Consider the following 12901-nt stretch of genomic DNA (forward strand, 5'->3'; position numbering starts at 1 on the left):
TCACGTCATCGAACAGCAGCGCGTCGCAGTTGGTCGGGGTCAGCCGGGTGTGCGCGAGACCGGGGGCGCAGACCAGGACCTTGCGCAGGGTGCCGACCTCGGAATGCACCCCGTAGGCGGCCGACGGACGGGTGGTCGTGCCGGTCATGACGGGCTCCTCCTCGATGACTCGCCTCGACGACGGTGCGGCCGGGGGCGCGGATCCGACCGAGCGCCGTGGATGCCGGTGGTCGGCCGGGTCAGCTCTCCTCGCCCGCGGGCGAGGAGAGCGCGTGGGGGTCGATGGACAGCATCCCCTGGTCCGGCAGACCGGTCCTCGTCCGCGGGAGGTGAATTCGCCGCGCCGAGTTGCGCAGCGCCTCCGCCCACAGCGCCCGTGGGGTCGCCGTCGACCAGCACCACCTTCAGCAGCAGGATGAGCGGGATCGCGGGGACGGCGCCGACCGGGCCGAGCAGCCACCCCCCACGGCACCAGCGCGACCAGCGTGACGCCAACCGAGAGCCCCGCGGCGTCGCCGATGTAGTACAGCCGGACCAGCGAGGTGAGCACGAAGTTGACCACCAGGAACACCGCGACCACGGTCCCCAGCAGCGGCCAGCCGTCGACCGGCAGGGCCAGCAGCGCCGGCGGCCCGAGCCCGATCCAGAAGCCCAGGTAGGGGATGTAGTCGGTGAGGAAACCCAGCAGCCCCCGTAGGGCCGCGGCGGGGATTCCGAGCAGCGCCGGGACGACCACGGCGACGAACCCGGTGGCCAGTCCTACGACCGTGGTGATCCCGAAGTAGCGGCGGGGTGCTGACGGCGAGACCGCGCAGCGCCTCCGCAACCGGCGCCGGCCGCCGGCCGCCCGGCGACGATCGCCAGGCGGTCGCCGGCAGTCGGGGCCTCCACGCACAGGAACAGCAGCAGGGTCGGCAGGAAGACGACGCTGCCCAGCAACGTGGTCAGCCCGAGCAGCAGCCCGGTGGCCAGCCCGGAGGACCCTGGAGAAGTTCAGCGACGCGGTCAGCGCGCGCAACTGGGTCCGCGCCGACGCCGAACCGGCCGAGGGTGGCGGTAGCCGACGCGACCAGTGCGTTGGCCTCGCCGGCGTAGAGCGGCAGCACGCTCGCCACCTGCGCCACCACGACGACGAGGGCAACGGCTAGGACGAGAACCAGCCCGAGGACGAGCACGACGATGGCCGTGGTGGCCACCCAACCCGGAAGGCCGAGGCCGACCAGCCCCGCGCAGCGGATGAATGGTGATCACCACGATGAGCGCCAGGGAGGTGGGCTCGGCCCGACCAGCCACGCCGCCGCGTGGATGCCGGCGGCGCCGACGGCCGCCGCGGCGGTGCAGACCAGGACGACCAGTGCCCGCGGGTACCCCACCGCCCCGGTGACCGGCGCGCCGTCGCGGGCTGCGGCGGTGGGGTCGACGCGACCGGTGACGGTCGGCAGGGTCAGGCACATCATTTGACGGCCCGGCGGGACGCGCGTCCCGCACGGGGAGCGCAGCGGCCTCGTCCGCAGCGGACGAGATCGTGCCGCGGTGCTGACCGCCGCCGGTGGACCCGACCGGGCTCTGGGCGGCGCGGCGGTCGCTCCCGCGACGGGCACCTCATCCGGCCCGGACGATGCCCGGCACTGCACGGTCGCGGACGCTGGCTGCCCATCCGCGTTCGGATGCAGGTGAAGGGGACCGGGCGTGTCCGCACGACGCTACGAGATCCGGGTGGCCGGGCTGCTGTCCCCGCGCTCCCGCGCCGCCTTCCCCGACATGTGGGTCTCCGACGCGCCGCCGGAGACCATCATCAGGGGCGAAGTCTGCGACGACTCCCACCTGCACGGCGTGCTCGCCCAGTTGCAGTCGCTGGGCCTGCGGCTGGTGTCGGTGCAGGAGATCCCCCGCGACGGCGACTGACCGCAGTCGAGTGCTCACCGAACTCACCCCTTTATCCACTGCGTATCCGAGCAGGCGACCGCCCCCGGCTGGCCGCGGGCGTCTGGTTCTCCGCTGACGACGCCGACGTGCTGCCCACCAAGATCGTGACTGACGCGGCGGCGGGTACTGTCGCCGAGGTGGCTCAAGGCATGGTGATCGACACGAGCTTCGACTTCAGGACGGACACGCCGCCCGGCAAGGACCCGGACACCTACAGCGCGACGCTGTGCCGGTACCACCAGCTCCTGTGGAGCAAGCCGCTACCAAGTGGCGTCCAGTTCGAACTGGCGCCGACGACGCGGCCCCCGTACTACTTCAGTCACAGCTCGACGGCGGGTGACTTCGGGCTGTCGAGCGACGCCTTCGTCCCCTCCTACACGAGGTACGGCGTCCCGAAGCTGGTCCTTGAGCAGTTCTCGGCTGCCGAGCACGATTACTTCAACACGATCGGCTACACCATCGGCGGAATAATCCTCTGGCCCGCCGTCCGGATAGACGGGAAGTGGACGATCAACCAGGCCCGAGGCTGCCTCCGGACCATCGCCGACCGGATGGACCTGACGCTCGAGAGCATCCGACGCTACTACGAATGCAAGTGGAGCCCGCTCGGGGACGTGCTGGCTCGCTACCGCGACTTCTTCGCGGCCTTCGAGGACTTCCGCGGATACGTGGACTTCTGGCTGCTACAGGACATGGTCACCGACGACTACTCGGCCGTCAGGTTCTTCATACCGTTCGACGAGTTCAGACCGCCCGCGATCCCCCAGGACTTCGACACGTACCGGGAGTACCGCCGCCGCAGCATCGAGTTCACCCAAGCACGTAACCGCAGGATCGACGGGCTCGCGATCGCTTTCTAGCTGACCGTACCGCGAACCAGGTTGGAGGAGCTCCCTGCCTCGATCAGCGGCATCGAAGTCCGAATACAGTCGAATACCAGCGGTTGCCAGCATAGCCGTTTCGGCGCGCCTGTCGCTGTTGTCGGGCTGGTGCCGGCTTGGTTGCCGGCGCCGGGTAGGACCCGGTGCCCCGCCGATCGCGGCGACGTTGCTCCTCGAGGGTTTCGACCGCCTGGCGCACTCTCCGATCGATCTCGAACTTGCCGGCTTCGCCCAGGCTTTCGTGGCGGCGGTTCGCGAGGTGCCGCACCGCGGCCGCTGCCTCTCGGCTGCTGATGCGTCCGGCGACGACATCGCCGATGACGGCGAGCAGCGGTTCCAGTTCCTTGCTCGGGTCTCGACGCACCAGGGGTACCGCGTGCAGGTCGGTGACCAGGTCGCGTAGCGGGCCGGGCGTGCCGGACGGTACGTCCGGTACCGGGGTGGTCGGCGCGTCCAGGTCGAACCGGATCGCCAGGTCCAGCTGGCGGCGGGCGGTGCTGCCCTCGGGTAGCCGGCTGAGAATCCTCCAGTACTCCTTCAGCGCCTGCTGCGCGGTGCGCCGACCCATCACAGCGTCGGTGGCGATGATGCCCAGCACGTTGCCCAGCGGCTCCCCGTGGAACGGCCACGTTTGCCCTGCCGAAGCGCCTCCGCCGGTGGCCCGTCACTCTGCACGACCGGTCCGCTGCCCCGCTGCACCAGCACGCCGGTCCACGCGACGCCCTCACCGCCCCGGCTACCCCGTTCCGCGCCCTCGCTGCTACCGGTACGGGTCGGTGACAGTCCGCAGGTCGGCGAGGATCCCCCGCAGCTGCTCCATGCGTCGGCCCCCCAGGTGGTCGGTCCACTCGGCCTCGACCTCGGCCACGATGCCCGCCGCGAGCGGGATCACCCGCCGCCCGCGCTCGGCGATCCGCACCAGCCGGGCCCGCCCGTCTCGCGGGTCCGGCACGCGCTCGACGTAGCCTGCACGCTCCAGCTGGTCGACCAGGAACCCGATGGTCTGCTTGGTCAGTCCGGCCTGCGCGGCGAGCTCGGTGAGCCGGCTCCCCTGCGGGGCCAGCCGCTGGAACACCCGGGCCTGGGCGGGAGTGAAGTCGTCGAAGCCGGCTGCGGCCAGCCCGGCGAAGACCCGCGCCTCCATCGCCCGGTACGGGATGAACAGCAGCAGCCCGACGTTCAGCGACTCCGGGTCGTCCACGGTTGACGATAGTACGACACTCTGACTTAATTGGTCAGTCTCTCGTACTTCGCGGAGGTGCGCGATGGACCGTGACGAGCACTGGGCGACGATCGCCCACCAGCGCCGCGAGCTTGCCGACCTGCTCGACGACCTGACCGACGACGAGTGGGAGCAACCGTCGCTGTGTGCGCAGTGGCGCGTGCGCGACGTCGTCGCGCACCTCGTCCTGACCCCGCAGCCGCCCAGCCCGGCGCGGCTCCTCGCCGGGGCCGTCCGGGTCCGTGGAGACTTCGACCGGCTCAACCGCGACCTGGCGGTCACGCACGCCACCGCAACGCCCGCCCACCTGGTCGCGCAACTGCGCGAGCACACCGGGAGCCGCCGTCGGCCTGTGGTCACGACCTACCGCAACCTGCACTTCGACGTCCTGGTGCACGTCCAGGACATCGCGGTGCCGCTGGGGCGGTCGCTGCCGATGCCCGTGGACGCCGCCCGGGCGGGCGTCGAGCGCGTGTGGACGATGGGCTGGCCGTTCCACGCCCGCCGCACGCTGGCTGATCTTCGACTGGCCGCGACCGACACCGACTGGGCGGTCGGTGACGGCCTCGAGGTGCACGGGCCGACCGAAGCGCTGCTGCTGCTCGTCACCGGCCGCACGGCAGCCGCGCTCCCCCGCCTGTCCGGTCCCGGCGTTGCGCGGCTCGTCATCCGCACGCCGGAAGGCCGCGGGTGAGAACTCGCACCGGACGCCGACCTGCGCCCCGATCCCGGGGGCCGCCTCGCGGTTGGTGAACCACGCCGGGTGCTCCTCGGCACCGCCGTCGGCGGCGACAACGACCTCGCCGCCCGAGGTGTCGTAGACCTGTGAGGTTCCAGAACTCGGCCTACACGTCTGACCAGCGGTGAACGGCCTACGCGGAGGCACAAGCATGATCGCGGCGTGTCGCTTCGACTGCTGTATCTCATCTTCCAGCAGGTACTCAGCCTGATCGAGTTGCTCGGGCGCCAGCATCGTCGAAGGACTCGAAGGACATTGAGCTACTCGTACTGCGCCACGAAGTCGCCGTCTTCCGCCGGACTACCCCAGAGCCACCTCTGAACTGGGCCGACCGGGCGGTACCGGCCGCGCTGATCCGCCGACTACCGGCTGCCCTGCGCCGGCGTCGCGCACCTCGATGCGGTAGCGGTGCACCTCGTGCCCGGGGTCGAACGCGACGGCATCGAGGACCGTCGCGTCCTGCGCGGTCCACAGCACGGCGACCGACGGCTCGGGCCCGCCGCAGCTGAAGATCCCCGCCGCGACGCACCTCCCCACGCCGTAGCCGGCTCCCTGCGAGTCCGCGCGGACGACCACCCCGAACGACGCCATCCCAGAGATCTCCCGCCGTCGGGATTGCGCACGAGCTGGATCTCCGCCTCCACGGCGTAGTCGCTGCCCGCTGGCGCAAACGGGGCCACCACCGTGGCCTCCGTCCCCCGGCTCTCCCCGGTGTTGACCAGTTGACCACCGGCGACTGCCCAGTCCCGCGACCCCACCCAACCGCCGAGAACACCGACCAGTCAGCCGGACGAAGATCGACGACTTCCGGGCGCTTGCCAGCGCTGCTCAACACACTTCATGAGCTGCGGCAACGGGGTGCGAGTGGTTCCCGCAGCATTTTTCATGATCGTGTGCCCATTTCGTGCCATCCCGACCATTGCCAGCCGGGCTGGTGGGATTCCGGCGCGCTCACACACCGCCACCGAAGCCGACCGCCGACGGGTCCGGCAGACTCGGGTCGATGGTGATCGTACGAGGGACCCGCCGCTTCCTCGACAGGATCGGCGAGCCGACCGTGACCGCGAACGACGTATCGACCACCGTGCTCGGTGACTGGTATGCCACCGTGCTGCGTCGGCGGTCGCCGGTTGCCCTGTTCGTCAACGAGACCACCCTGCTGCCCGTCTTTACCCAACTCGCACCGGCCCGGACGCTGCTCCGCCGATTCCCCGCGGCCGTGACCACCGTGCTCACCGCCCACGGACTCGACCCGGCCTTCGTCGAGGACGAGATCAGCCGTACATCCCCGGTCGCGCTCGCCCCGACGGCCAACCGCAGCGTCGTCGGAATCATGAACGAGTTCACAATCCTGGCTGGACACGCCCGGACCGACGACCTCCTCGAGCAAGCCGTGGTCCTCGCCCGGACCCCCTGCAGCCCGCTCTACGAGCGACATGTCAGTCCCGACCGCGAACTGCGTGCGCTCGCCGCAGAGCACAGCCGCTGACTTCCACGCCGGCCTCTTGGTTCCGCCAACCGCGCTGCCGCTGCAGGCCAGAACTCCGGCGACGACCGAGAACCCCGATGCTCAAGCGCTGACGCCAAGGTCCAGGCGAGGCCCTGGCCGCGCCGGCCGGCTGCGCCGGGGCGGGGCGGGGCGGGGCGGGGCGGGGCGGGGCACGCTACGGTGCCGCCCGATGGCCACCCCGTCCGCGCCCGCGACCCGCGCATTGCCCGATCTGCTCGCACGAGCAGCCGACCTGAAGGGCGAGCTCGTGCGGTTCGCACAGGGCCCGCGCTACCAGCGGAGGCTGCGCGGCCAGATCGCCGAGGCAGCCGACCGCCACGGCACCCTCGACGAGGGGGTGCTCATCAGCGTCATCGACCGGTTCGCGCTGCAGTACCAGCATCCCGACGGTCGCACGGTCGTCGAGGACTTCATCGCCCGACACCGCCCACCGCTGCCCGACGACGACCGGGACATGCTGCTCGGATGGCGCGACGTCGTCGAGGGCTGTTTCGAGGTCCACCGCAACGACGGCGACTCCGTCGTGCTGCACAACCTGATCGACGACCTCGTCTACACCGTCCACTCCACCGTCGGTGCCGCCGCGTTCCACGAGTTGCGCCGCCGGATGCTCACAATCTGCCGCATCGTGCCGCTACACCCCTCGTCCACGGCCTGGTTGGTCAGTGGGCACCTCGCCGTCTTCGAGCGGTCCGCCGCCCAGGAGCTCGCCCACATCGCCGCGGATCAGGTCATGACCCGACCGGAGCTGCTGGAGCGCAACCCGGAGCTGCTGCGCCGAGCGTGGGACGTCCAGGCCGAGCACCGCGCCGAGTTCGTCGCCGGCTTCGGTTCCGACCTCGTGGTAATGCCGCCCCGCGAGGCGGACGCAGCCCTGCGCCGGCACTTCCACCGAGTGCGGGAGAAGGCCGCGCCTGCCACCACCGACGGCCCCGCTGTGGGGCTGCCCGAGGACCTGCTCGACGCCGACAGCGTCGCGATCGTCTTCGACGAAGTCGAGGGCCTGACCTTCTACCGCGACTTCGGCCGCATCGACGCGTTGTTCGCCGACCCCGGTCCGGCCCCGGATCGCGACGCCCTCGCTCGGCTGCGGGAGTACCTCGGCGACGACTCGGTCTCCCCGCTGGCGATCCGCCGGCTCGTGCAGCGCCACCCCCACAACGCCGACACCGTCTTCCGCGCTCTGCTGCGCAAGCCCGGGTTCAGCTGGGCACGCGACGGCGAAGCCCTGCTGCGCCGGCGCAAGAAGTCCTTCTTCGCGTGCGAGCCGCGGCCCGGCATGACCGTCCTGGGCGAGCGCCTGGCCGAGCTCCTCCGAGGCAGGTAGACAACGGCCCTCGGGCCGCGCGACACCGGCCGGCTGATCAGCTGTCGTCTGGGCAGGTCGCGGCCCAGACGTCGGCGCTGATCCGGACCAGCAGGGTCACCAGGCCGAGCACGAGGACAGCGACGAGTCCCAGCCGCAGGGCGAGGTGATCGGGGACGGGTCCGAACTCGAGGTCCACCGGGCCAAGTCCGCGCCCAACCAGCTGATGCGCAGCGGCGCTGGGCGGTCCGTCCGCTCCCCTGACCATCGGCGAGAGCATCCCAGGCGGCGTCCATCGAACATCCTGATGGAGGGATCGATGGCCGCCCGTTGTCGGCGCTGGCGCTGGTCACTAGCGTCCGCTGGTGGGTCCGGGGCCTGCCGGTGGGGTGCCCCGGAACGTCCGGGTCGGGAGTGAGCGCCATGGTGTTCCGGATTCAGCCCCACGTACGGCTGCACGAGTGGGTGGCCGAGGAGCGGGGCTTCTTCGCGCAGGAGGGCCTGGATTACGAGTTCGACGGCGGGTTCGCGAGCGGCTCGGCGCCGGGGGTGGGGGCAGCCGCCGAGCCGCCGCTGCAGGTGCGCAGCGGGGCGTTCGAGGACATGGAGTCCGGGCGATCATCGGACGTGTCCTGTGCCTGCCACTGGGCGGTCAACGCGGCCGCCACCGCGCAGCACGGGAAGATGTACGGACGCGCATACTCGGTGTGCCCGTCCGGGATCTACGTCGCCGCCGACTCCGCTCTGCGGGCCCCGACCGATCTGGCCGGCGTCGAGGTCGCGGTCGGGTACCACTCGGGCAGCCACTACTCCGCGCTGCAGGCACTCGAGGTGTTCCTGCCCCGCGAGCAGGTGGAGCTGGGCTTCCACGGCTTCCCGTTCGACCGCACCCGGCTGCTGCTGGAGGGCCGGGTGCGGGCGGTCAACGCGTGGGGCGCGTCGGCGTACGTGCTGGAGCAGCGGGGGTTCCGCAAGCTGGTGGACACCACGTTCGTGATGGGGTTCCTCCTCCACTCCCAGGTCGACGCGGACGACGTCGAGCGCTACTTCCGGGCGCTCCTGCGCGCGCAGCAGGAGATCGACCTGGAGCCCCACCGCTACGCTCGGCACTGGGCCCGGGAGGTTCCCGCGGACCTGCTGGAACTGGTGGACGTGCGGCGCTTCGGGCCCGGGGAGCGGATCGTGCCGCAGCCCTACACGCGCGAGATGTTCGATCGCACGCAGGGCTGGATGCGGGAATGGGAGCTCCTCGACGTCGCCGGCCCGGTTCGGTACGGGGCGGCCGTGCTGCACTGACCCCGGGCTCGGGGCGAGGAGGGCGGCGTGGGCCTCGACCTGTTCAAGCTGCGGGTCTTCGTGACCGTCGTCGACCGCAACGGTTACTCCGCCGCGGCCGGGCACCTCGGGCTGAGCCAGGGCACGGTCTCGTTCCACGTGCATGGCCTGGAGCGCCATCTGGGCGTGTCGCTGGTGCGCTACGAGCGGCGGGCGGTCAGGCTGACCCCGGCCGGCGAGCACGTCTACCGGTGGGCGCAGCGGCTGCTGCGCGACGAGCAGCACTTGGTGCGCAGCGTCCGCGGGGGTCACCGCGGACGGGCGACGCTCGGGGCGAGCATCGCCTTCGAGCAGGCGTACTTCTTCGACAAGATCGTCGCGCCGTACCGGCGGGCGCATCCCGACGTGCTGTTGTCGGTGCACTTCGGGCACAGCGTCGGGATGGCCGAGGCCGTGGCGGACCATCGGGTCGACCTGGCCTACGTGATCGGCTGGCAGGTGCCGGCGGGACTGCACTACGAGCCGCTGCATCCGGCCCGGTTCACCCTCTTCGTCGCCCGGGACCACCTGCTCGCCGGTGAGGAGACGGTGAGCGCGGCCCAGGTCGCCGACGCCGGGCTGATCGCCGCACCCCTCGACGACGTCGAGCGGGTGCACTACGAGAGGGTGCTGGACGGCCTCGACCTCGGCCCCAGGGACGTCACGCTGGAGATCGACGGGATCCAGGCGCGCGTGCTCGCGGCCGCGGCCGGCCTCGGCGTGCTGGGGACCTTCCATCCCGCCTACGCCGGGACCAGCACACCGAGCGGACTGACACCGTTGCGCCTGGATCGGCCGCTGCCGTCGGTCGAGGTCGGCCTGCTCAGCAGGCGCGCGGACATACCGGCCGGGGGCGCAGAGGCGCTCGCGGACTGCATCCGGACCACCACGGCCGAGACGGGCTGATCCCGGCTGCTCGGGCGCCGAGCGTCCTCGAAGGATCCGCGCAGGCGTCTCGACCACCGCCGGATCCCGCGTCAACGCCGCGTCCCCCGGCACCGGGCCGCGCCGCTGCGTCCGCGGTCCGACGAGCGCGGTCCGAACGCGCAGAACGACAGCCGACCGATGGTCGGCTGTCGTTCTGCGGGTTCGGGCGCGGCCCGGGATCAGCGCCGCACGTGCTCGACCAGCCGCCGGGTGCTCTCCCGGCGACCCCACGCGACGACCGCGGCCACGACGCCGACCACCGCCGGGATGGCGGCGAGCACACCGCCGCCGATCGCCACCGTCGCGGTCACCGCACCGATCATCAGCGCGACGAAGCACAGCGCGGCCAACCCGGTCAGCCGGGGCACGAACATGGCGATCGCGCCGGCCAGCTCCAGGGTGCCGATGATGTACATGCCGGCGGTGCCCAGGCCCATGGCCTCGAAACCGGCGACGTTCTGGGCGTCGGCGGCCAGCTTGCCGGAAGCCGAGAAGGCGTAGACGGCGGCGAGCAGGACCTGCAGCACCCAGAGCACGACCTTCGCGGTGCGGGGGGTGGCGGCGGCGGCGGGGACGGCGGTCGTGGTCATCGTGGGCTCCTGTGGTCGTGGCGACGGTGTTGCAGTGGAGACCGCCCGCGATCTCAGAGCTCATCGGCGGCCAGGACCGCGATCGAGATATCCGGGGTGGGTGCCCGGCGAAGTCGGCCGCCGGGCGCCCGGCCTGCCCCGACCGGGTGGAACGGCACTGCCTCCGTCGGTGTCAGTCCACGTGGGTGGCGGTTACGTCCGACGGCACCCGCGCACTCGTCGCCACCCTCGATCCGGGCTCGGTATCAGTGCTCGACCCCAGGCGGCTCGGTAGATGAGCCGCGGACCGCAGCACCGACACCGGCTGGCGCCAGTTCCATGTCGACTGCGCGGTCACCCTGCGCCGGCTCGACGTCCTGTTCGCATCGAGGTCCACGATCGCGGCCACTGCGCCGCCGACGACGCTGAACGGCTCGCCGTGCCTCACCAGAGGTGGTGGACCTGCGCGCGGATCTTGCGGTCGTAGAGCTGGCGGATCGCGTCCATCGTCCGCTCGGGCAGCGCCGGGAGCGCGGCGGCCTGCGCGTTGGCGCGGGCCTGCTCGGGGTTGCGTGCGCCGGGGATGACCGTGGACACGCCCGGCTGCTGGATGATCCAGCGCAGCGCGGTCTGCGCGGGAGTCGCCCCGTCGGGGGCCAGGGTGGCGAACTCCACAGCCGCCTCGACGCCGGCGGCGTAGTCGACGCCGGCGAAGGTCTCGCCCCGGTCGAACGCCTCGCCGTGCCGGTTGTAACTGCGGTGGTCGTCGTCGGCGAAGCGGGTGTCCGCGGTGTACTTGCCGCTGAGCAGACCGCTGGCCAGCGGCACCCGGGCGATGATGCCCACCCCGGCATCGGCGGCGGCGGGCAGTACCTGCTCGAGCGGCTTGAGCCGGAACGGGTTCAGGATGATCTGCACGCTCGCGGTGCCGGGGTGGGCGATGGCGGTCAGCGCTTCCGCACAGGTCTCCACGCTCACTCCGTAGGCGGCGATCCGGTCCTCCGCGACGAGGGTGTCCAGGGCGTCGAAGACGGCGCCGGAGGAGTACACGGGCGTGGGCGGGCAGTGCAGCTGCACCAGGTCCAGCCGGTCCACCTGCAGGTTGCGGCGCGACCGGTCGGTCCAGGCGCGGAGGTTGTCCACGGTGTACAGGGCGGGGTCCAACGCCACCCGCCGGCCCATCTTCGTCGCCACCAGCACCCCCGCGTCGGGGTGCTCGCGCAGGAAGCGGCCGATGAGCTGCTCGCTGCGCCCGTCCCCGTACACGTCGGCGGTGTCGAAGAACGTGACGCCGGACTCCACCGCGGCCCCCAGCACTGCGAGGGCGTCGCGCTCGCGCACATCACCCCAGTCAGCCCCGAGCTGCCAGGTGCCCAGACCGATCACCGACACCTCCTGCTTGCTCCTGGCGATGACGCGCTGCTCCATGTCCTGCATCTCCTCTCGATCTTCGGCGATAACGGCCGGCCGGTAGGCGTGGGTCAGCCGACGCCAACCCGGTCCGTACCCGGTTCCACCGGTGTTGCACCGGGGCGAACTCGGCGGAGACGACGCCCGCGGGCGCATCGGGCCGCAGGAACACCGCATCAGCCCGGCTGTGGGCACACCCGCACCCGCCCGATGGCCGCAGCCGACCCGCCGATCGAGATGCCAGCGTGCTGGTCGTCGGGGCCTGCGTCGCGCCGGGAGGCGCTGACCATCGTGGTCGACGCCGCACGCGCCGCGGCGCCGGCCCGCGGATCGACCCAGATGTGGGCGTCTGCGGCGCGGGCCCTGCGTGCCCCGGCCGCGGTGACCCCGCCCGGCAGAGCCGGGCGGGGCGGGAGTCGGATGTGGTGGACGGCTGCTTGCCCATCGCACTGCCGGTGGGTCGGACGTGAGCGTCCGACCCACCGGCAGTGGCCGGTCCCGTCGGCCCGCGCACCGGTACTGGCGACGGCCGACGAGTCCTGCGGTGCCCCCGCCGAACTCGTGGTGAGCGCGACCCTTCCGGTCATACCCGCGAGAAGCGCTATCCCGATGGCCGCCTCGGCCGCGTAGACCTCGGACAACGCGCCCCCCGGAACCGACGACCGGAGGGCCGGACCCGGACAGGGACGGTGCACCGGGCGGCGGCGAACGCCGCGAGGGCGGCGGCCTCGCCGATCAGCTCGTCGACGGTGCCGAAGGCCGCAGCGGCGACGAGGAGCTTGCCGAGGTCGGCCAGCTCGCCGTCGACGCCGACGACGGCATCGTCGAGCAGTCGCTCGGCGGTGGCGTGGCTCAGCCGGACCCGGGTCGTGGTGCGCATCTCGGGCATTCCAGCGTTGCCCTCGCCCGAGCTGTTACGCCTCGCGCCACCCCGGCCCGGCGACCATCCGGTCGTCGACCCGGGCGATCCCTAGTGGCTCGACACGCTGAGCCCACCAGGTAATTGATCTCGCTGCATCAGCCCGGGAGGCTGCCCGCACGTCGAGTGCGGGAGGTGACGGTGGCGCGCAGACCGAGCGTGTTCGTGCGGGCGTTGT

General features: G+C 71.9%; 17 protein-coding genes and 1 pseudogene. 7 read left to right on the top strand and 11 right to left on the bottom strand.

Translation table 11 applies throughout. The annotated features are described in order from the left end of the window. From KDL28_RS42360 to KDL28_RS39535, 3 genes are all read right to left on the bottom strand, one after another. On the bottom strand, positions 1–895 hold an 895-nt coding region (locus tag KDL28_RS42360; RefSeq protein WP_372497179.1), incomplete at its 3' end, for an AI-2E family transporter. Positions 896–944: 49 nt separating this feature from the next. Then, positions 945–1196 carry a hypothetical protein gene (locus tag KDL28_RS39530; protein ID WP_252446614.1) on the bottom strand — a complete coding sequence of 84 codons (252 nt, stop codon included), beginning with the start codon at positions 1194–1196 and terminating at the stop codon, positions 945–947. A gap of 51 nt (positions 1197–1247) precedes the next feature. Further along, positions 1248–1454 carry a hypothetical protein gene (locus tag KDL28_RS39535; protein WP_252446615.1) on the bottom strand — a complete coding sequence of 69 codons (207 nt, stop codon included), beginning with the start codon at positions 1452–1454 and terminating at the stop codon, positions 1248–1250. 235 nt (positions 1455–1689) lie between these two features. Here KDL28_RS39535 and KDL28_RS39540 point away from each other — a divergent pair, with 235 nt between their 5' ends. Continuing rightward, the gene (locus KDL28_RS39540) at positions 1690–1905 is read left to right on the top strand and encodes a DUF8691 family protein (RefSeq protein ID WP_252446616.1); all 216 of its coding nucleotides are present in this window, start codon (positions 1690–1692) and stop codon (positions 1903–1905) included. A 107-nt stretch (positions 1906–2012) separates the two neighbouring features. Next, entirely contained in the window at positions 2013–2786 is a 774-nt protein-coding gene (locus KDL28_RS39545) for a DUF6994 family protein (protein ID WP_252446617.1), read from the top strand. Between the two features lie 43 nt (positions 2787–2829). On the opposite strand, the gene KDL28_RS39550 is transcribed toward KDL28_RS39545, so the two are convergent. Then, positions 2830–3405: a hypothetical protein gene (locus KDL28_RS39550; RefSeq protein WP_252446618.1), complete on the bottom strand. Its 576-nt coding sequence runs from the start codon at positions 3403–3405 to the stop codon at positions 2830–2832. Positions 3406–3567: 162 nt separating this feature from the next. Further along, positions 3568–4008 (bottom strand): MarR family winged helix-turn-helix transcriptional regulator, encoded by a 441-nt coding sequence (locus tag KDL28_RS39555; RefSeq protein WP_252446619.1) that lies wholly within the window; start codon positions 4006–4008, stop codon positions 3568–3570. A gap of 64 nt (positions 4009–4072) precedes the next feature. Between KDL28_RS39555 and KDL28_RS39560 the strand changes: the two genes are divergently transcribed. Further along, complete coding sequence (locus KDL28_RS39560; protein WP_252446620.1) at positions 4073–4723, top strand: maleylpyruvate isomerase family mycothiol-dependent enzyme; 651 nt, start codon at positions 4073–4075, stop codon at positions 4721–4723. A gap of 21 nt (positions 4724–4744) precedes the next feature. Here the strand turns inward: KDL28_RS39560 and KDL28_RS42365 are convergent. After that, positions 4745–5002: pseudogene (locus KDL28_RS42365) on the bottom strand (PNPOx family protein); the annotation flags it as partial. Positions 5003–5068: 66 nt separating this feature from the next. After that, the gene (locus KDL28_RS39565; RefSeq protein WP_252446621.1) at positions 5069–5359 is read right to left on the bottom strand and encodes a hypothetical protein; all 291 of its coding nucleotides are present in this window, start codon (positions 5357–5359) and stop codon (positions 5069–5071) included. Between the two features lie 412 nt (positions 5360–5771). Between KDL28_RS39565 and KDL28_RS39570 the strand changes: the two genes are divergently transcribed. Beyond that, the gene (locus KDL28_RS39570; protein WP_252446622.1) at positions 5772–6257 is read left to right on the top strand and encodes a DUF6933 domain-containing protein; all 486 of its coding nucleotides are present in this window, start codon (positions 5772–5774) and stop codon (positions 6255–6257) included. Positions 6258–6447: 190 nt separating this feature from the next. Then, positions 6448–7605 (top strand): hypothetical protein, encoded by a 1158-nt coding sequence (locus KDL28_RS39575; protein ID WP_252446623.1) that lies wholly within the window; start codon positions 6448–6450, stop codon positions 7603–7605. 37 nt (positions 7606–7642) lie between these two features. On the opposite strand, the gene KDL28_RS39580 is transcribed toward KDL28_RS39575, so the two are convergent. Further along, complete coding sequence (locus KDL28_RS39580; RefSeq protein WP_252446624.1) at positions 7643–7783, bottom strand: hypothetical protein; 141 nt, start codon at positions 7781–7783, stop codon at positions 7643–7645. Positions 7784–8007: 224 nt separating this feature from the next. Between KDL28_RS39580 and KDL28_RS39585 the strand changes: the two genes are divergently transcribed. Next, a complete protein-coding gene (locus KDL28_RS39585) occupies positions 8008–8880 on the top strand; it encodes an ABC transporter substrate-binding protein (RefSeq protein ID WP_252446625.1) in 873 nt (290 codons plus the stop codon). 27 nt (positions 8881–8907) lie between these two features. Beyond that, positions 8908–9804: a LysR family transcriptional regulator gene (locus KDL28_RS39590; RefSeq protein WP_252446626.1), complete on the top strand. Its 897-nt coding sequence runs from the start codon at positions 8908–8910 to the stop codon at positions 9802–9804. Positions 9805–10004: 200 nt separating this feature from the next. On the opposite strand, the gene KDL28_RS39595 is transcribed toward KDL28_RS39590, so the two are convergent. From KDL28_RS39595 to KDL28_RS39605, 3 genes are all read right to left on the bottom strand, one after another. Further along, positions 10005–10415 carry a DoxX family protein gene (locus tag KDL28_RS39595; protein ID WP_252446627.1) on the bottom strand — a complete coding sequence of 137 codons (411 nt, stop codon included), beginning with the start codon at positions 10413–10415 and terminating at the stop codon, positions 10005–10007. 423 nt (positions 10416–10838) lie between these two features. Continuing rightward, positions 10839–11822, bottom strand: coding sequence for an aldo/keto reductase (locus KDL28_RS39600; protein WP_252446628.1), 984 nt, complete (start codon positions 11820–11822; stop codon positions 10839–10841). Positions 11823–12405: 583 nt separating this feature from the next. Continuing rightward, on the bottom strand, positions 12406–12684 hold the full coding sequence (locus tag KDL28_RS39605) for a hypothetical protein (protein ID WP_252446629.1): 279 nt from the start codon (positions 12682–12684) through the stop codon (positions 12406–12408). Positions 12685–12901 lie beyond the last annotated feature (217 nt).

The organism is Pseudonocardia humida (assembly GCF_023898865.1).
Lineage (GTDB): Bacteria > Actinomycetota > Actinomycetes > Mycobacteriales > Pseudonocardiaceae > Pseudonocardia > Pseudonocardia humida.

Coding starts and splice junctions, on each gene's coding strand:
- KDL28_RS39560 (WP_252446620.1), top strand. CDS start 4,073: ATGGACCGTGACGAGCACTGGGCGACGATCGCCCACCAGCGCCGCGAG.
- KDL28_RS39570 (WP_252446622.1), top strand. CDS start 5,772: ATGGTGATCGTACGAGGGACCCGCCGCTTCCTCGACAGGATCGGCGAG.
- KDL28_RS39565 (WP_252446621.1), bottom strand. CDS start 5,359: ATGGCGTCGTTCGGGGTGGTCGTCCGCGCGGACTCGCAGGGAGCCGGC.
- KDL28_RS39535 (WP_252446615.1), bottom strand. CDS start 1,454: ATGTGCCTGACCCTGCCGACCGTCACCGGTCGCGTCGACCCCACCGCC.
- KDL28_RS39605 (WP_252446629.1), bottom strand. CDS start 12,684: ATGCGCACCACGACCCGGGTCCGGCTGAGCCACGCCACCGCCGAGCGA.
- KDL28_RS39575 (WP_252446623.1), top strand. CDS start 6,448: ATGGCCACCCCGTCCGCGCCCGCGACCCGCGCATTGCCCGATCTGCTC.
- KDL28_RS39585 (WP_252446625.1), top strand. CDS start 8,008: ATGGTGTTCCGGATTCAGCCCCACGTACGGCTGCACGAGTGGGTGGCC.
- KDL28_RS39595 (WP_252446627.1), bottom strand. CDS start 10,415: ATGACCACGACCGCCGTCCCCGCCGCCGCCGCCACCCCCCGCACCGCG.
- KDL28_RS39600 (WP_252446628.1), bottom strand. CDS start 11,822: ATGGAGCAGCGCGTCATCGCCAGGAGCAAGCAGGAGGTGTCGGTGATC.